At 57.4% G+C, this 17,404-nt stretch carries 12 protein-coding genes; 6 read left to right on the top strand and 6 right to left on the bottom strand.

Translation table 11 applies throughout. The features are described 5' to 3' along the window. Nucleotides 1-45 precede the first annotated feature (45 nt). The 5 genes from H4317_RS18190 to H4317_RS19435 form a co-directional block, all read right to left on the bottom strand. Nucleotides 46-1,380, bottom strand: a complete 1,335-nt coding sequence (locus H4317_RS18190; protein ID WP_185887967.1) for a TldD/PmbA family protein — start codon at nt 1,378-1,380, stop codon at nt 46-48. 95 nt (nt 1,381-1,475) lie between these two features. Continuing rightward, on the bottom strand, nt 1,476-3,125 hold the full coding sequence (locus tag H4317_RS18185) for a TldD/PmbA family protein (protein ID WP_185887966.1): 1,650 nt from the start codon (nt 3,123-3,125) through the stop codon (nt 1,476-1,478). Between the two features lie 136 nt (nt 3,126-3,261). After that, nucleotides 3,262-4,296, bottom strand: coding sequence for a 5-methylcytosine restriction system specificity protein McrC (locus tag H4317_RS18180; RefSeq protein WP_185887965.1), 1,035 nt, complete (start codon nt 4,294-4,296; stop codon nt 3,262-3,264). Nucleotides 4,297-4,298: 2 nt separating this feature from the next. After that, the gene (locus H4317_RS18175; RefSeq protein ID WP_185887964.1) at nt 4,299-5,606 is read right to left on the bottom strand and encodes an AAA family ATPase; all 1,308 of its coding nucleotides are present in this window, start codon (nt 5,604-5,606) and stop codon (nt 4,299-4,301) included. Nucleotides 5,607-5,726: 120 nt separating this feature from the next. Continuing rightward, nucleotides 5,727-5,849, bottom strand: a complete 123-nt coding sequence (locus H4317_RS19435; protein WP_260625737.1) for a hypothetical protein — start codon at nt 5,847-5,849, stop codon at nt 5,727-5,729. Nucleotides 5,850-6,008: 159 nt separating this feature from the next. Between H4317_RS19435 and H4317_RS18170 the strand changes: the two genes are divergently transcribed. Next, nucleotides 6,009-7,394, top strand: a complete 1,386-nt coding sequence (locus H4317_RS18170) for a hypothetical protein (protein WP_185887963.1) — start codon at nt 6,009-6,011, stop codon at nt 7,392-7,394. Nucleotides 7,395-7,700: 306 nt separating this feature from the next. Continuing rightward, nucleotides 7,701-10,190: a M1 family aminopeptidase gene (locus H4317_RS18165; protein ID WP_185887962.1), complete on the top strand. Its 2,490-nt coding sequence runs from the start codon at nt 7,701-7,703 to the stop codon at nt 10,188-10,190. A gap of 68 nt (nt 10,191-10,258) precedes the next feature. Here H4317_RS18165 and H4317_RS18160 read toward each other — a convergent pair whose 3' ends face one another. Beyond that, nucleotides 10,259-12,358: a sigma-54-dependent Fis family transcriptional regulator gene (locus tag H4317_RS18160; protein WP_185887961.1), complete on the bottom strand. Its 2,100-nt coding sequence runs from the start codon at nt 12,356-12,358 to the stop codon at nt 10,259-10,261. Nucleotides 12,359-12,595: 237 nt separating this feature from the next. On the opposite strand from H4317_RS18160, the gene H4317_RS18155 reads away from it, so the two are divergent. From H4317_RS18155 to H4317_RS18140, 4 genes are all read left to right on the top strand, one after another. Continuing rightward, nucleotides 12,596-13,897, top strand: coding sequence for a TolC family protein (locus H4317_RS18155; protein WP_185887960.1), 1,302 nt, complete (start codon nt 12,596-12,598; stop codon nt 13,895-13,897). 86 nt (nt 13,898-13,983) lie between these two features. Next, nucleotides 13,984-14,409, top strand: a complete 426-nt coding sequence (locus H4317_RS18150) for a universal stress protein (RefSeq protein ID WP_185887959.1) — start codon at nt 13,984-13,986, stop codon at nt 14,407-14,409. Between the two features lie 82 nt (nt 14,410-14,491). Continuing rightward, nucleotides 14,492-15,595, top strand: a complete 1,104-nt coding sequence (locus tag H4317_RS18145) for an HlyD family secretion protein (protein ID WP_185887958.1) — start codon at nt 14,492-14,494, stop codon at nt 15,593-15,595. A gap of 108 nt (nt 15,596-15,703) precedes the next feature. Continuing rightward, nucleotides 15,704-17,275 carry a DHA2 family efflux MFS transporter permease subunit gene (locus H4317_RS18140; RefSeq protein ID WP_185887957.1) on the top strand — a complete coding sequence of 524 codons (1,572 nt, stop codon included), beginning with the start codon at nt 15,704-15,706 and terminating at the stop codon, nt 17,273-17,275. Nucleotides 17,276-17,404: the final 129 nt, after the last annotated feature.

The following is a 17,404-nucleotide window of genomic DNA, read 5'->3' as shown; positions in this document are numbered from 1 at the left end:
TCCGACCCGAAGGACGCCGTTTTATTCCGAAAATAAATCCAGACGTTACACGGCGTCGGAAAGGCTCGTGAAGGTGAAGTCGCGGATTTTCAGCGGCGGAACGAGGTTGCCGCCCACGCGCACCGGCTTGCCAATGGCTTCCAGGTTATTGAGCATGATAATCGGCGACTCGTTGAAGCGGAAGTTCTTCACCGGATGCTTGATCTTGCCGTTCTCGATGTAGAACGTTCCGTCGCGGGTGAGGCCGGTGTAAAGCAGCGTCTGCGGGTCAACGGGGCGGATGTACCACAGGCGCGTCACGAGGATGCCTTTGGCCGTGCCTTTGATCATGTCCTGCAGGCTTTGCGTGCCGCCTTCCATCACCCAGCCGCTGGGGCGCGGCAGATCCGGAATACCGGCTTTTTGGGCCCAGAAGCGCGAAGTGTAGAGGTTTTTTACCACACCTTTCTCAATCCAGGTGGTCTTTTTCTGCGGCCGTCCGTCGCCGGAGAACGTCAGGGTAGCCACCTCGGGCATGGTCGGGTCGGAGTAGATGGTCACCCGCTCGTCGAAGAGCTTTTCGCCCTTCTTGTTTCCGCCTCCTTTTTTGCTCAGGAACGAGCGTCCTTCGTCGGCGTTGCGGGCGTCCAGAGCGCCCATCAGTGCCTGCAGCAGCGACGCATCGGAGTTGGCAACCAAGGCCGCCGGCTCCAGAATTACGGTGTATTTGCCGGGCTCCAATGCTTTGGCATTGCGCGACATGGCGGCCTTATCGGCAGCAGTGCGCGTAAGGGCGGCGGCGTCGAACTTGCTGGAATCGTTGTAGTCGGCGGTAGCGTAGCCGGAGCCGGTGCCGTCGGGCGTGCGCACCGTAATGCTGAATTCCAGATTGGTGAGCTGCTGGTAGGCTTCCAAGCCTTTGCTGTTGCGCTTGGCCACGAAACCGGCCTCATCATTCAGGAAAGCAGCCGAAGACAGCTTCTTCTCGTCGCAGATTTTCATGCTGGCCCCCACCTGCTGGGCGCGGTAGTCGGGCGTGATGCCGGCCGTGCTTTTGGCAAACGCCTGGGGTGCGGCTGAGTACTGCTGCGGGCCCAGCAGCGGCATGTATTCGGGGCTCTCGGGAGCGAGACGCGCAATTTCTTCGGCCCGCTGCACACAACGGCGCAATGTAGCATCGTCAAATTCATTGCAGGTAGCCACGCCGGAGCGTTTGCCAAAGCGCGACTCCACTACCAAGCTCACATTATCGACGGCGCCACTGGTGCTGATGGAGTTACGGGCTGAGCGGACGTTGCCGCCAGTTTCACCATTAAGTGTGACTTCACACTCGTCGGCGGTAGAAAAGCTGAGGACCTTTTTGAGGATGGCCTGGGCTTCATCCTGGGAAAGAATTGCCATTGTTGATGGGCTGAGTTTGGATGACTAGATATGCTGGTGGGCGCCCAGCCGGCTCTAACTGGGTCAGGCGGCTGGGCAGAGGGCACAGAGGCCCATCAACCAATTTTGCGGGCCGTGTTGATAACGTTGACGCCGTTGAAGCGCGTGGTGCTGGAGCCGTGGCTCACCGCCGAAACCTGGCTGGGCTGGCCTTTGCCATCGAAGAACGAGCCGAACAACCGGTAATCCGACTGGTCGCAGATAGCGGCGCAGCTGTTCCAGAACTCTACGGTGTTGGTCTGGTAGGCTACGTCTTCAAGCATACCGGCAATCTTGCCTTTCTCGATGGCATAGAACACCGTGCCACCAAACTGCGAGTTGTAGCGCTGCTGGTCGATGGAGAACGAGCCGCGGCCGGCAATGTAGATGCCCTTGTCCACCTTGCTGATCATTTCATCCACGCTCAGTTTCTCCTTGCCAGGCTGCAGGCTGATGTTGGCCATGCGCTGGAACTGCACATCCTGCCACGACTGCGAATAGGAGCACCCATCGGAGTGGTCCTGGTTCACGATGTGCGCTTGGTCGCGGGTTTTCTGGTAATCCACCAGCTTACCTTCTTTAATGATGTCCCACTGGCCGGTTTTGACTCCTTCATCATCGTAGCCGACGGCGCCGAGGCTGCCGGGCTGCGTTTTGTCGGCCACAATATTCACCAGTTTGGAGCCGTACGGCGCGTTCTTGGCCTTCCACTCCAGCGTGGCGAACGAAGTGCCGGCGTAGTTGGCTTCGTAGCCCAGCACGCGGTCCAGTTCCGTCGCGTGCCCGATGCTTTCGTGAATGGTCAGGCCTAGGTGGTTGGGGTCGAGCACCAGGTCGTATTTGCCGGGCACCACGCTTTTTGCCGTCAGCTTTTCCTTGGCCTGTTTGGCAGCCAGAGCTGCATCTTCCAGCATGTCGTAGGAGTTGCGGTAGCCCACCAAGCCCGTGCCGGCGGGCCCATTGATCCGGTCGGCGGCTTTGGGCGTGAGGTACTCGTAGCCGAGGCCCATCGGTGCGCTCAGGCCCTCCCGGGTGCGGAACTTGCCGGTAGTCCGGTCAATGGCCGTAACGCCGAGCGTGGGCCAGATACGGTGAATGTCCTGGTCGATGTAGGAGCCGTCGGTGCTGGCGAAATACTTCTGCTCGTTGATCTGGAACAGTGCCGAATTCACGAACGAAGCGCCATTGTCCAAGGCTTTAGCGTTGGCGGCTAGCAGCAGATCTACCTTCTCCTTCACGGGCACCTCAAAAGAGTTTTTCTCAATCGGGGTTTTCCAGGATACCTCGCCGTAGCCTTTCTGCGGGGCCAGTTTTACCTGGTCTTTCTGCACTTTAGCGTTGGCTTTGGCAATCTGCACGGCCAGTTGGGCAGCTTTGGCCATGCCGGCTTCCGTTACGGTATTGGTAGCCGCGAAGCCCCAGGTACCATTGGCAATAACCCGAATGCCTGCGCCATAGCTTTCTCCGCTGGCAATGTTTTGCACCTGCTTTTCGCGGGTGAAAATGCTCTGATTCAGATAGCGCCCAATACGTACGTCGGCGTAGGATGCACCCGCAGATTTAGCGGCGTTCAGAGCGGCATCAGCTAGGCGCTTCTTGATGGCCGGGTCCACGGCCTCAAGCAAGCGGGCCGGGTCTACGGGCGAGCTGGCCAACCCCGGGATGGAGGGCAGGAACAGGGCGCCGGTTGCCAGGCCGGTGAGGCCCACAAATTCGCGTCGTTTCAAAAGAGTAGAAGTTTGGTGATGGAGTTGGAACGGAGGGGTAGTTTAGGCAGAATAGCCCCGAATTGCAACCTACTGACGCAACTGACGTAGCGGGGCTGCACAAATGCAGAAAACTGCCTGCTATGTTATGAAATTCTCAATCCAGAAGCGCCAGCAGGGCCGCTGAAATCTGTGGCCAGGGCTGCGCCAGGTCTACCGTAACAATGCGGACGGGGTGGCCGCCCAGGGTGTAGCGTACATCCACAAACTGCGTGGCGGCCGGGTAAAGCAGAATGCCTTCCAACTGCTGGCCGGGCTGCGTGGGCTGGTTCTGGAGGTAAGCGTAGAGTTGGTAGAGGTGGGGCGAAATCAGCTTTTGCTGGTCGTAGCGGGTGCGAAGTGCCGCGGTATAGTACTTCGTGTCGAGGATGATTTTGTGGTCCGGCGCTTCCAGCGACGTATCCGTAACCATAGCGGGCAGCAGCGCCAGCGCTTCCGCCGACTCGGCCTCCACTTGCCACTGAATGACTTCCGAGGCCACCCGAAACCGGCGCTGCTCCAGACGATAAAAGTTGCGGACAAACTGCTCAAACAGGCGCGCCATCAGCGCCTCGTCGCGGCGAAAGTCACGGAAGCGGGGGCGGCCAGTAGCCTCCGGCGACGGCAGAGCACTGTGGTAAATCAACTCGCATACATTCAGCAGAAACGCCGACAACCCAGTTGGCCGCAGTCGGCGCACCGCGCGCAGACTGGATGCAGAAAGCGGCTGCGGCGCCATGGCAGCCGGAAACCGGCGTAGCGTCAGCTTCAGGTCGTGGCGGAGGGCAATGGGCAGTGTACGGCTGCGGGCCAGTTGGTGCAAGGTGCCCAGCAGTAGCTGGCTGAAGGGCGTATCGGGTCCTAGTTCATCAAACTGGCACACGGCCCGGCCTTTAGATAACAGCTGTTGCGTCAAGGTAGGCGCCAGCAGCAGGCGCCCGCGCAACTCGGCCAGTTCTTCCGTGCGCTCTGTGTAGGCTACCGGCAGGCCCTGTTGCAAAAGCCGTCGGGTACCAGTCAGTAGCACATGAGCCAGCAGTTCCAGCGGCCGATGAAACGGGACGGCTTCTACGGCCAGAAGCTCTGCTCGCTCCGGCAACCGATTCCAAGCGTAGCAGAGCAGGTAGTAGAGGTTCTGGATGGGAATCAGCATAGCTACCGGGCCAGCAGCTTTTTCTTTTGAGCCGTAGCCCTGGCCGGCTGGTCGAGCCAGTACTCATCCAGCAACGGTGCAATTTCCTGCTCCAGAATCAGGGTCAGCCACTCCTCAGCCGCAGCCGGGGCTGCTGGCGGCGCGCAGAAGTAGCTGTGCCCAACTTGAAAATTGGCCCCCAGGTCGGGGTCGTCGGTGATGGTCTGGTTCAGGTCGGTGAGACGCTGGGTGAGGCGCTTCACTACAGCGGCGGGCACGCCTTTTTCGGTTAGGTATTCCTGCAGCGGTGGCCCAAACTCGGGCGTCATTTCCACGAAGGCGAAACGGCGGCGCAACGCGTAGTCCAGCGGCGCAAGGCTGCGGTCGGCTAGGTTCATAGTCCCGATGAAAAACACGTTTTCGGGCACGAAGAATCGTGGAGCGTCGGCAGGAGCGTAGGGCAGGCGTACAGCGTGGGCGGGGCCGCGCTTATCGGCCTCCAATAATAGCAGCAGTTCGCCGAAAATGCGGCTTAGGTTGCCTCGGTTTAGCTCGTCAATCAGCAGAAAATAAGGATGCTCCGGCTCCTGGGCAGCCCGGCGGCAAAAGTCAAGCAGCACGCCGTCCTGCAGCCGGAATGTGCCCTGCGCATCGGGCCGGAAGCCCTGCACAAAGTCTTCGTAGCTGTAGCTGGGATGAAACTGCACCAGCTCCACGCGGGCGGCATCGGTAGCGCCCAGTTCCAGCCAGGCCAGCCGCCGCGCCAGAAACGTTTTGCCCGTGCCCGGCGGACCCTGCAGAATCAGGTTGTGGCGTCGGCGCAGGGCAGACAGGGCTGCACCAAGGCGAGCCTCTGAAATAAAAAGCTCCTGTAACGCCTGTGCCCGTTGGTAGGGCTGAGAAGGGGGCATGGAGTACGCAAAAGCCGGCTCGCTCACGGCATCAGCTTCTGGCTTCACTGCTTGCTTTGGCTGCTTCGGTACTGTTTCGCGGCCGGTGTAAAGCGCCTGCATGGCCTCTTGGGCGGCTACGTCGCCATCGAGCGGTGAGTTGGCGAGGGTAGGACGCTTGGTGGCAATGGTGAAATCGAGCTGCTCCAGAACCCGGTTTGTAGCTGCACCAGCCGGCAGGGGCCACGCAGCATCCGGCTGGCCAATAGCCAACTGATAAGCCAGCTTTGCTACAGCGCGCGGGGCATAGCGCCGACCCCGGTACACCAGGTCGTAGACGGTGCTAAGCGGCATACGCGGCCCTTCACGGTCCATCTGGCGCAGGGCGCGCAGCACCTGTTCGCGGGTGAGCTGAGTGGGGTCGAAGTCAGGAATGGGCATTCGGCTAAAAGTACGGGCAAAACGCATTCGTGGCACGTTTAGCTCCCGAACCACATAATTCACTGGCCCAAAAAAGCCCGGCCACGCAAGTGGCCGGGCTTTTCATTAGGCAGAAGCTGATTACTTCTGCTGCGTAGTTTTCTTTTTGCCGTCGGGCTTGTCCTTCACGGTTTCTTCGTTCTTTTTCTCGTCGCGCTTGGTGGCGGGGTCGGTATGCTGGGGCGTGGTGGCAGGTTGAGCCATAGTTGCTGGAGCTTAAGTGGATGGATGCTGCTGTGTACGGGAACGGTGGAAGAAGGGCTGCCGGAACGGCTGGTATCCGGTCTTGAATAGTGCTGCTGTGTGCTTGTGCTTACCTTGTGCACTAGTAATAAAGGTGCTCATTCTTATTTTTCTAAGTATATGATTTCACGGATTTTTAGCATGCTGATTTGCCTGTTGCTGACGCGTGCCGCCATAGGGCAGCAACTCCATTTCGAAACTGATTCGCTGGGGAAAGTGCTGCAGCGGGCCCGGCAACTACAGAAGCCCGTATTTCTGCTTTTTGAATCATTGCCGCCGTCCACGGGCCTAACGAAACAGGAAATAGCACAACGCTACCGTTCTGGCCTCAATGAGGTAACTGTAGTGCGGGTATTGCAGCAGGACTTCTTGTCGGTGAAGGTCAGTATCTCCAACCCTGAGGGCCGGCGTCTGGCTCGGCAGTACCGCATCACTACCTTTCCCACTTACCTCTATCTGCATCCCGACGGCACGGTGCTTCACCGCAGCTTCGGCAACACAAGTGAGGCTTCCCGCTACCTGCTCGACATCGATACATTTCGCCGGAAACTGACTGCCCCCGATAACCTAAGCGTGCTGGAACAGCGCTACGCACAGGGAGAGCGGAATATGAGCTTTCTGCGCCAGTACATAGAGGCGCGGCGTAGTGTAGGTGCCTTTATCAGCCCTGAGCTGCTGGACAGCTATGTGCGCGAGCTGCCTGTAAAGGCTTTTGAGGAGTTTGCGCAGGTGCTTTTTGTGTACCAGTGCGGCCCCCTGGTAGATAGCCGTGCCTATCGGCTGGCTCGCCTCAACCAGCGTCTCATCGACAGTATCTATACTACGTTGCCTTTGGCAAGCCGCACAGCTCTCAACGATGCCATCATTTCCAACACGATGCAGGCGGCCATCAAAGGCAAGGATGAGCGGCTGGCTCAGCGAGGTGCTGATTTTGCACGGGGCAGCTGGAGGTCCTCGCGCAGCTATGTGCTGGCCCAGCATGCCTACAGCCAGAATATGCTGTTCTACTACCGCGCTGTGAATGACACTGCGCGTTACTTACCGCTGTTGAGCAGTTTCTACGAACAGTATTACATGGCTATGCCTGCTGATTCTGTCCGGAAATGGCAAAAGCTCCTGCAGGACAACCGCACACAGTTCAGGGCTGCCACGCCTTATCCCAATCTGTCACAGTCAGATGCATCCGTTACTACGCAGCTAATTGCCAATCCGCGCAGCCCCGATCCACTGGCCGCTGACCTTAACAACGGCGCGTGGGCAGTATACAAGTCGGGCACCCGGCGTAGCACCTATCTCACGCAGGCGTTGCGCTGGAGCCAACGCTCCGTGGCTTTGCAGCCACAAGCCGCCTACTACGATACGCTGGCGCACTTGCTCTATGCCCTACGCCTGCATGCCGAAGCGGAGGCAACAGAACAGCAGGCTATTGCCCAAGCCAAAAAAGAGGGACGGCCAATCGAAGGTTTTCAGCAAGCCTTACGCAAAATAAAGACTCGAACTTTATAATACCTATACGGAGAGGGGCACTGGTTGCTATGAATGAGTAGTGTGCTGGTAGGGAGTGATAAGGGCATGTTATACTATATATGCCCTTTTTTCAACTGTTTACTCTCAGCGTGACGGCGCTCCTGTCAGCCGTATCTAAGTCTATATAATGAAATCCGACTATTTATTTCAATAGTACCTTGTTTTGCATAGTACCGATTGGTATGTTTGCCACAGGTAATCCGGCACCCCAATAATACTTCCAGCAATTGCAACCCTCACGCTAGCTGGATGCCCTTAGTGTCTCTCTTCCCCATTCTTCAACCTATGAAACACCTGCTTACTGCGGCTGGCTGCTTGCTGGCTACTGCCACCTTGGCCCAACAAACCCCACCAGCGGCCCCCGCCAATCCGGCACTACAGATTTACCGCGCCTCGGCCACCAAATCCAACGACTTAGTGCACACCAAGCTGGATGTGCGGTTTGACTATGCCAAGCGCTACCTCTACGGCAAAGAGTGGGTTACACTAAAGCCACACGCCTACGCTACCGATTCGCTACGTCTCGATGCCAAGGGCATGGACATCAAATCGGTAGCTCTGGTGAATGGCCAGCAGCTGCAGCCGCTGAAATTCGACTACTCCGACAAGAATAACCTGCGCATTTACCTGGGCAAAGCCATGGCGCCCGGTACTAGCTACACCATCTACATTGAGTATACAGCTAAGCCGGATGAGCTGAAAGCGGAAGGCAGCGCGGCTATTTCCGATGCCAAAGGCCTGTACTTTATTAACCCAGATAGTGCCGTAGCGGGCAAGCCAGTCCAGATCTGGACGCAGGGCGAGACGGAAGCTTCATCGGCCTGGTTCCCAACGATTGATAGGCCCAACCAGAAAACCACCTCGGAAATCAGCCTGACGGTACCCAGCAAGTATGTCACGCTCAGCAACGGCGCCTTGGTAAGCCAGACGCCGGCCGGCCCCGGTCTGCGCACCGATACCTGGAAGATGGAGCTGCCCCACGCGCCCTACCTGTTTATGATGGCCGTCGGCGACTTCAAAATTCATAAGGAAATGTGGCGCGGCAAGGAAGTCAGCTACTACCTCGAACCGAAGTACGCGCCTTTCGCCAAGCAGATTTTCGGCAACACGCCCGATATGCTGGAGTTCTTTTCTAACCGCCTCGGCGTGGACTACCCATGGAACAAGTACGCCCAGATTGTGGTGCGCGACTACGTGAGCGGGGCCATGGAAAACACGTCGGCGACGTTGCACGGTGATTTTGTGCAGATGACGGACCGCCAGCTGCTGGACCGCGAATACCAAAACGAATCGGTTATTGCCCACGAACTGTTTCACCAGTGGTTTGGCGACTACGTGACAGCCGAAAGCTGGAGCAACCTGACCGTGAACGAGTCGATGGCGGACTTCTCAGAAGGGCTCTATGCGGAGCATAAATACGGTGCCGACGCCGGCGACTCGCACAACCACCGCAACCTGCGCAACTACCTGCGCAGCCCGGCCGAGGCGCAGAAAAACCTAGTGCGTTTCCACTACGCCACGCAAGAGGACATGTTTGATTTGGTGAGCTACCAGAAGGGCGGTGCCATTCTGGACATGCTGCGCACTTACCTCGGCGACGACGTATTCTTTGCCGGTCTGCAAAAATACCTGCAGGACAACAAGTTCGGTAACGGCGAGGCCCACCAGCAGCGCCTGGCAATGGAAGCCGTGTCGGGCCAAGATCTGAACTGGTTCTACAACCAGTGGTACTTCGGCACCGGCCACCCAGTCGTCAGCATCGATTATGCCTGGGATGCGGCCAAAAAGGTGCAATCCGTGACGGTGAAACAGACTCAGCCGGGCCAGCCATTCCAGCTGCCCTTCGCTATCGATTACTACGTGAATGGCAAGCCACAGCGCCAGCGCGTGATGATGACCCAAGCCACCCAAACCTTCACGATGCCTCTGACCGCCAAGCCCGACTTGGTGGACGTGGACGCCGAGAAAACGCTGGTGTGGCAGCAAACCGATGCTAAACCCCTCGCAGAGTTTGCCTACCAGTATGCCCACGCGCCGCTCTATGTGGCACGCCGTGAAGCCCTGCTGGCTGCTGCTGCCAAGCAGGATACCGATGCGGCTGCTCGCAAGCTGCTGGTTGCTGGCCTCAGCGACAAGTTCAACAACTTGCGCATGGTGGCTGCCGAGCGGCTTAAGCTCGATAACAAGGAGGTTGCTAAAGCGGCGCTGCCCACGCTTCGTAAGCTAGCCGCTACCGAGAAAGACCCGCACGCCTTGGCTACGATGCTGACTGCTTTGGCCAAAACCAAAGACAAGCGTGATGAGAAGCTGTTCGCGCAGCTGCTGGCGGGCAGCCAGTCGTACGCGGTGCAAGGAGCGGCCTTGCAGGCGCTGGCTCAGGTGAACCCGAAGCTGGCTCTAAGCAAAGCCCAAGCGCTGGAAACTTCAGACCAGAACAGCCTGATTCTGGCAGTAGTGGATGTATACGCCAAAAACGGAGGCCAACCTCAGTGGAAGTTTGTCCGTGATAAATTCGACGCTGCTACCGGCCGCGAGAAGGGCAACTTCTTTGAAGGCATGGGCATCATGCTGGCCCGTCTCACCGATACGGCGGCTTTCACCGAAGACGTGGACCGTCTCAAAGGCCTAGCCATTCAGTACAAGCGGTTCGGGGCCGATGAGCCTATTATCGGGATGATGCAGGCAGCTGTGAAGCAACAGGCAGGCACTGCTACTGCTGCTGCCAATCAGCAGATTGCCGAAAAGGCAATTGCTGAAATTCAGGCAGCTAAATAGTAGGTTTCAACCCACATAAAAAGGCCCTGCAGATTCTTTCTGTAGGGCCTTTTTATGTAGCATTCCAGCTACTCTCCTGCCGTAATTGTGCGCCGGATGTTCAGTTTCTTCATGCGGGCTTCCAGCGTTTTGGGGTTGATGTCGAGTAATGCCGCAGCGCCGTTCGGGCCACTTACGCGGCCGCCGGTACGCTGAAGTGCCGCCAGAATATGGTCGCGTTCCTGCTCTTTCAGCGACTTAAGCGGCCCGCCGGCTTCCGGAGCAGCGGGTGTGGACAGCGCCGCCGCCGAGAAACCCGCAAACTCCAGAAAAGGCCCCTGGCTTACGATAACCGCCTGCTCCAGCACGTGCTCCAGTTCGCGCACGTTGCCAGGCCAGCCGTATTGGCGCAACGCCTGCAGGTCCCGCTCGCGCAGGCCACGCACCGGCTTGCCCATACGCTTGGTGAAACGCTCCAGAAAATGCCGCATTAGTGGCTCGATGTCTTCGGGCCGCTCGCGCAGAGCTGGGAGCTTAATCGGAAACACGTTGAGGCGGTAGTACAGGTCGGCGCGGAAATGCCCAGCTGCTACCTCCTCTTCTAGCACCCGGTTGGTGGCCGCAATAACGCGCACATCGGTCTGGATTACCCGCCGCCCGCCAATACGTTCAAACTCTTTTTCCTGCAGTACCCGCAGCAGCTTGGCTTGCAGGTCGAGAGGCAATTCGCCCACCTCATCCAGGAAAATAGTGCCGCCGTCAGCCATTTCAAACTTGCCGATGCGCCGGTCGTGGGCCCCGGTAAACGCGCCTTTTTCGTGTCCGAATAGCTCACTTTCGATAAGCTGAGCCGGCAGTGCCGCGCAATTTAGCTTGATCAGGGCCCGCTCGCGCCGTGGTGAAAGGTTGTGCAGTGCTCTGGCTACCAGTTCTTTGCCGGTGCCGGTCTCGCCGGTGATGAGTACTGTGGTATCGGTGGGCGCCACTTGGCCCAGCCGGGTATAGACTTGCTGCATGACGCTGCTGCCGCCCACAAAATCATCGAGGCGGTCGGCAACCGAGGTGTTAATTTCGTCGATCAGGTAAGTCCGTTCCCGTTCCAGCTGCGCCCGGAGCGCGTCAATCTGCTCAAAGGCAAACACGTTCTGGATAGCCAGCCGAATCTGCGGCACCAGGCTCAGGATGAGCTGCAGCATTTCATTGGTGAATGCCTGCGGTTGATGGCTGGCCAGAATAAGCGCGGCCGCCTGCTCATCGCCGGTTTCCAGAAGCGGGGCGCATAGTATCGACTGGGTGCCGCGCGTGTCCCTGATATGGCGCAGCATGGCGTACTGCTCCACCAGCTTTTCAAACTCGGGGCCTACATACACACCCGGCTGCGAGAAAAGCTCTGCTACCGCCTTTTTAGCCGCTTCAGAGTCGGGCATACCACCATACCGGCCTTCATCGAGTGGCGCGAAAGTACCGTCTGGCTGCTTGCTGAATTCGGCAATAGCCCGCATCGGCGAATCAGGTTCGCGTGCCCGCACTCCGAAGTAGTCGCAGGGTACCACTTGGTTAATCTCGGTAGCAATAGCTCGAAAAAGCTCGCCCCGCTCTTTGATGCTGAGCAGCGCATTGTTCAGGGCCAGTTGCATGGTTTTCTCCTGCTCGCGCCGCGCAATTTCCTCGAATGCCAAAGCATTGGTAACGGCCACAGCTACCAGACTGCCAATCTTTTCGAGCAAGTCAGCATCCATATCCGACAGCTCAGGGCGGCGGCGGGCAACCAAGGACAGCAGCCCTACCAACCGGCCACCCGTGCGTAGCGGCACTACGGTAAAATACCGGAGCTGCTCGCTCAGAAGGGCATTAAAAGGCTGGTGGTCCGGATAGTCTTGTAGAAGTTCCTGCAGGTCGTATTGCTGCAGATGGCGGGAATGGATGAACTGCTCGATGGGGTTGCCAGCTACCGGAGCACGCTCTGGCTTGGAGCCGGGATAATCGGGAAGAAGGATTTCACCCAAGTAGTCGCGCAGAAACACACGGCGGTATTGATGGTCAGCATCAAGCGTAATGATAGTAATAGCATCGAACGGAAAAATGAGGCGTAGCTTTTCCGTCACGCTTCGGAACAAACCTTCCTTATCCCGTGACGTGGCAATGGCATCATTCAGATACAGCAATAAAGAGTCGTCTTGGTCCGGCATAGTATGGATTTCCTCAAATAACAGGAATAAAAACGAGTAATTCCTGTTATTTGAGGAGAAACGGTGGTGTATACTAGCGTGCTTTTTATGCTCTCAAAAAATATTTTCCTTGTTTGGAGTTAATGAGGGTCTATTCTTACCGACATTAAAACGGTTTTAACGTGTTGGCACACGGTTGGGTAGGTGGCGGGCACTACCAAGTCGTACATCAGTATGCTTTCCCGACCAAAATTTACCGTGCCACTCATAGCTCTAGGGCTGCTGACAACCGGTGTGGCCCATGCTCAGCAGGGGCCGATTATTTCTGATTCTCTTTCGCTCGACGGCACTATCCGTTCGGTGCTGGATGCCAATCCGGCCATCACCACGCTGGAAGAAGAAGTGAATGCTGCCACCAGCCGCGTTACGCAGAGCAAGGGTGGTTTCCTGCCGCAGGTTACTGGCACCGCCACCTACACCCGCATCGACCCAGTGGTGAAGCTGCAACTGAGCCCGGAAGCTCCGGCGTTCCAGTTTGCGCCCAACAACAACTATGATGCGCACATTACGCTGCAATATGGGCTGCTCGATTTCGGCAAGAAAGACGCTACCTACAACTTGGCAGAAAGCCGCCGTCTGACGGCCGTCGACCAGATAAACGTGACGCGCCGCGACCTGGCGTATTCGGCGGTGCAGGCCTACTACAACATTCTGTTTGTGCGGGAGAGCATCAAGGTGCAGGACGCCCAGATTACTTCTTTGCAGCAGCACCAGCGCGAAATGGAGAAGCGGGTAGAAGGTGGCGTCAGCACACGCTTTGATGTGACGACCACGCAAGTGCGCATCACGCAGGCCCGGAACACGAAAATTGACCTGCAGAACCAGCTACGCAACCAACAGGTGCAGCTAGCTCGCCTATTACACAAACCGGAGTACGTGGATGTGCCGGTTCGCGGCGTGTTTGCCTACCAACCGCAATCAGTAGACCTGAACGGTGCGCTGACCCAGGCTACTGCCAACCGGCCGGAAATAAAGCTGGCCCGCGACGCTGAACAGACGGCCAACCTGAATCTGAAGCTTATTGAGCGGAGCAACATGCCGCTACTGGGCGTTGGAGCGCAGCTAGGCGCTAAAAATGGCTACCAACCCGAGCTGGACCGGATTCGTCCGAACTCGGTGGGAGTGGTGCAGCTGTCGGTGCCTATCTACGATGGCAATAAGAACAAAAACCAGCGGGTAGAAGCACTAGCTAACATCCGAGGCTCTCAGGCCCGCATTCAGGACACAGAAGAGCAGGTGCGGTCCGATGTGCGGCAGGCAGCCAACAACATGGAGTCAAGCACTGCCCGCTACGACAACGCCCTGCAGCAGATCAGCCAGGCCAGTGATGCGCTTACCCGTGCGAAGGCCCGCTACCGCTATGGCGTAGGCAACAACCTGGATGTGCTGGACGCCGAAACGTCGTTGTCGCAGGCCCGGCTGGCACGCTTGCAGGCTATCTATAACTACACGCTCGGCCAGTATCAGCTCAAGCGCGCCACAGGCGAGCAAATCTGGTAAGCAACGGCAACTTATCTGGCTGAACCCGCCAGCACAGTGCCAGGAGTACTACCAGTATCCGTGAATCTGCTCTTAATCACCTCCTCATGACCATCCTCTGTCCAATTGATTTTTCTGTTGCCACGGAGGCGCTGGTAACGTACTCGGCGGCGCTGGCGGCCGGTACGGGAGGGGAGCTACGCTTGTTGCACGTGCTGGAACCCCAACCCGCTCCGGCCTCCGAAACGGCCGCTGATACTGAACTGAAACAACGGCTGCAGTTCTATCAAGACGCGGCAACGGCTGCCGGTGCCTCGGTCACGACGGCCGTTACTAGGGGCAATGCGGCCCAGGAAATAGTAGAAGAAGCTCGGCGCTATCCTGCCGATATTATTGTGATTGGGGCGCACGGCCAAACCGGCCTGACCCGCTTCCTTATGGGTAGCACCGCCGAAACCGTAGTCCGCACGGCCACCTGCGTAACGCTTCTGGTGAAGCCAGGCTGCCCCAACAAGTACCGTCAATCGGCCTGACCCAACCGGCCGGCTGACCAGTCTGTTCTGAACAGACACCCACTCTCCCTCACCAACTGACAACGAACAACCAAGTACCCATATGGCAACTCCCGTTCAACACGATCCGGCCGTAGCGCCAACGCATTCCGCCGCCTACGAGCCGGTGGCGGAGGAGCAAGCAGGCCGCTCTAAACGTCCTATCATCTTTATCGTTCTCGCGTTGGTATTGCTGCTGGGCGGCTACTATGGCTGGCAGCGCTACCAATTCGGCCAGACCCACGAAGAAACCGACGATGCCCAGGTAGAAGGCGACATCTATCCTATTCTGCCGCGTGTCAGTGGTCCGGTACTGGAAGTGAAAGTAGAAGATAACCAGCCCGTGAAGAAAGGCGACGTGCTGCTGACCGTAGACCCCGCTGATTACCAGCAGCGCGTGAATGCTGCCGAGGCCGCTTTAGCTTCTGCTCAGGCCAATGTAGTGGCGGCCCGTGCCGCCGTTGGTACGGCCTCGGCTAATGTGAGCACCGCCCAAGCCACTATTGGGGTGAGCGACGCTAACCAAGCTCGCCTGCAGAAAGACTTGAAACGCAGTGAGTTTCTGCGCAAAGAAGATATCATTCCGCAGAGCGAGTATGATGCTGTGCAGGCTAATCTGAAATCGACTAGTGCCCAGCGCAACACGGCCCAGCAGCAGGTGAAAGTAGCCCAGCAGCAGGTAGAAGCTGCTCGCCAGCAAGTAGCCGTAGCAGAAGCGGTAGTAAAGCAGCGCCAAGCCGACCTCGAAAATGCCAAGTTGCAGCTCAGCTACACGACTCTGGTAGCGCCCGTGAACGGGTTTGTGAGCAAAAAATCGGTGCAGCCGGGCCAGTTGGTGACCCCCAATCAGCAGTTGATGGGCCTTGTGGCTTCGGAAAGAACCTGGGTGGTAGCCAACTTCAAGGAAACCCAACTGGGAAATATGAAAGTGGGCCAGCCGGTGGAAGTAGAGGTGGATGCCTACCCCAATCAGGAGTTTGCCGGCCATATCGAGTCGCTGTCGGCGGCTACTGGCGCCCGGTTTGCACTACTGCCTCCTGACAACGCCAGCGGCAACTTCGTGAAAGTAACCCAGCGTGTGCCCGTCAAAATTGTGCTCGACAAAGCAGATCCTGAGCACCCGCTACGCGCCGGTATGAGCGTGGTAGCGACGGTGAAGACCAAGTAAATTTTCAGACATGAGAATTGCGGAGTGAGAACCAGGACTTGTTCGTGAAGCCCAGGCCAAACGGAAAGTCTCAGTTCTCACTTCCTTTTTCTCACATCTCAGCAACGAATGGAAACCGGATTTACCAAGTGGATCATCGTCGTTACGGTGGTGATGTGCTGCTTGCTGGAGCTTATTGATACCAGCATCGTGAACGTGGCCCTGACCCAAATGATGGGCAACCTGTCGGCCACGCAGCAGGAGGTGACTTGGGTAATTGCCTCCTACGGCATTGCCAACGTTATTGTGATTCCGATGACGGGTTTTCTGGCTGAGCAGTTTGGCCGCAGAAACTACTACCTCGTATCGGTCATTCTCTTCACGTTGGCCTCTATTGCCTGCGGGCAAAGCACCAATATCTGGGAGCTAGTGGCCTTCCGCTTCGTGCAGGGCATCGGTGGGGGCGCCCTGATGGCCACTTCGCAGTCAATTCTTATCGACACGTTTCCGCCTAAGCAACTGCCGTTGGGCCAGGCGTTGTTTGGCATGGGCGTCATCATCGGCCCCACCATCGGCCCTACGTTGGGCGGCTATATCGTAGACAATTACGACTGGCCCTGGATTTTCTACGTGAACGTGCCAGTAGGTATCCTGGCTTCTATCTTCACCATTTTGTTCATTCGGGACCCGGAGCGCATCAAAAATGCTATTCCTCGGCCCTTGCGCGAAATCGACTGGGCTGGTATCATTCTGCTGATTATGGGCGTAGGCTCGTTGCAGTTGGTACTGGAGCAGGGCGAAACGGAAGACTGGTTTGAAAGTGCCTACATCAACAGCTTCACCGTGCTGGCAGTCATCGGCCTGGTGGGGTTCGTGTGGCGCGAGCTTACCGCTAAGCAACCCATTGTAGACCTGCGGGTGCTGGGCAAGAGCCGTAACCTAGCCGTGGGGGGCATCCTGTCGTTTGTGCTGGGCTTCGGCATGTTTGCCTCAGTATTTATCTTCCCGATCTTCACCCAGCGCATCCTCGGCTTCAGTGCGGCCCAAACGGGCTACATTTTACTGCCCGGTGCCCTGGCCTCGGGTCTGATGATGCCCGTTATCGGCAAGATGCTACAGGCGGGTGTGCCCCAGAAGTACATGATTCCGGTAGGATTTTTCATCTTCTTCGTCTTTACCTTCTGGATGGCAAACATTATTTCGCCCACGGCCGGCGAAGATGACTTCTTTTGGCCACTGATGGTGCGTGGCTTGGGCATGGGCCTGATTTTCCTGCCCATCACCACCATGAGTCTGGCTGGCTTGTCGGGCAAAGATGCGGGCCAGGCGGCTGGCCTCACCGGCATGATTCGCCAGCTCGGGGGCTCATTTGGGGTAGCCATTGTGGGTACGTACTTGGAGCGCAGTATTGCCCAGAACCGTATCAGCCCGCTGGCGCACATCTCGCTCTACGATACCAACACCGTGCAGCGTATTCAGGCCTTCACGGCCAACTTTATGGCACGCGGCTTTTCCTTCGATCAAGCGCAAAAACAAGCGTATGCAGCTCTGGAAGGTATTTTGATGAAGCAGGTTTCCATCATTACCTATTCGCAGGTTTTTTCGATGATCGGCCTGTTCTTCATTATCTGTCTGCCACTGGTACTGTTCATCAAGCGGGCTAAGCGTGGTGAAGCTATCGACCTGAACGCCGCGCACTAGCGGCACATTGGCTTATACAACGCAACACGGCCAGTCTACTGAGTAAGCTGGCCGTGTTGCGTTAGCCGGTTTTGGATGCAGAAGGTGTTTGGCAGGCAAAAGAAGGTGTTCATCTATCATTTATAGACG

Source organism: Hymenobacter sediminicola (assembly GCF_014250515.1).
Lineage (GTDB): Bacteria > Bacteroidota > Bacteroidia > Cytophagales > Hymenobacteraceae > Hymenobacter > Hymenobacter sediminicola.
Note: the sequence above shows the minus strand (reverse complement) of the source record. Positions and strands in the feature narration are given on the sequence as shown.

Coding starts and splice junctions, on each gene's coding strand:
- H4317_RS18170 (WP_185887963.1), top strand. CDS start 6,009: ATGATTTCACGGATTTTTAGCATGCTGATTTGCCTGTTGCTGACGCGT.
- H4317_RS18175 (WP_185887964.1), bottom strand. CDS start 5,606: ATGCCCATTCCTGACTTCGACCCCACTCAGCTCACCCGCGAACAGGTG.
- H4317_RS19435 (WP_260625737.1), bottom strand. CDS start 5,849: ATGGCTCAACCTGCCACCACGCCCCAGCATACCGACCCCGCCACCAAG.
- H4317_RS18150 (WP_185887959.1), top strand. CDS start 13,984: ATGACCATCCTCTGTCCAATTGATTTTTCTGTTGCCACGGAGGCGCTG.
- H4317_RS18145 (WP_185887958.1), top strand. CDS start 14,492: ATGGCAACTCCCGTTCAACACGATCCGGCCGTAGCGCCAACGCATTCC.
- H4317_RS18140 (WP_185887957.1), top strand. CDS start 15,704: ATGGAAACCGGATTTACCAAGTGGATCATCGTCGTTACGGTGGTGATG.
- H4317_RS18190 (WP_185887967.1), bottom strand. CDS start 1,380: ATGGCAATTCTTTCCCAGGATGAAGCCCAGGCCATCCTCAAAAAGGTC.
- H4317_RS18180 (WP_185887965.1), bottom strand. CDS start 4,296: ATGCTGATTCCCATCCAGAACCTCTACTACCTGCTCTGCTACGCTTGG.
- H4317_RS18165 (WP_185887962.1), top strand. CDS start 7,701: ATGAAACACCTGCTTACTGCGGCTGGCTGCTTGCTGGCTACTGCCACC.
- H4317_RS18160 (WP_185887961.1), bottom strand. CDS start 12,358: ATGCCGGACCAAGACGACTCTTTATTGCTGTATCTGAATGATGCCATT.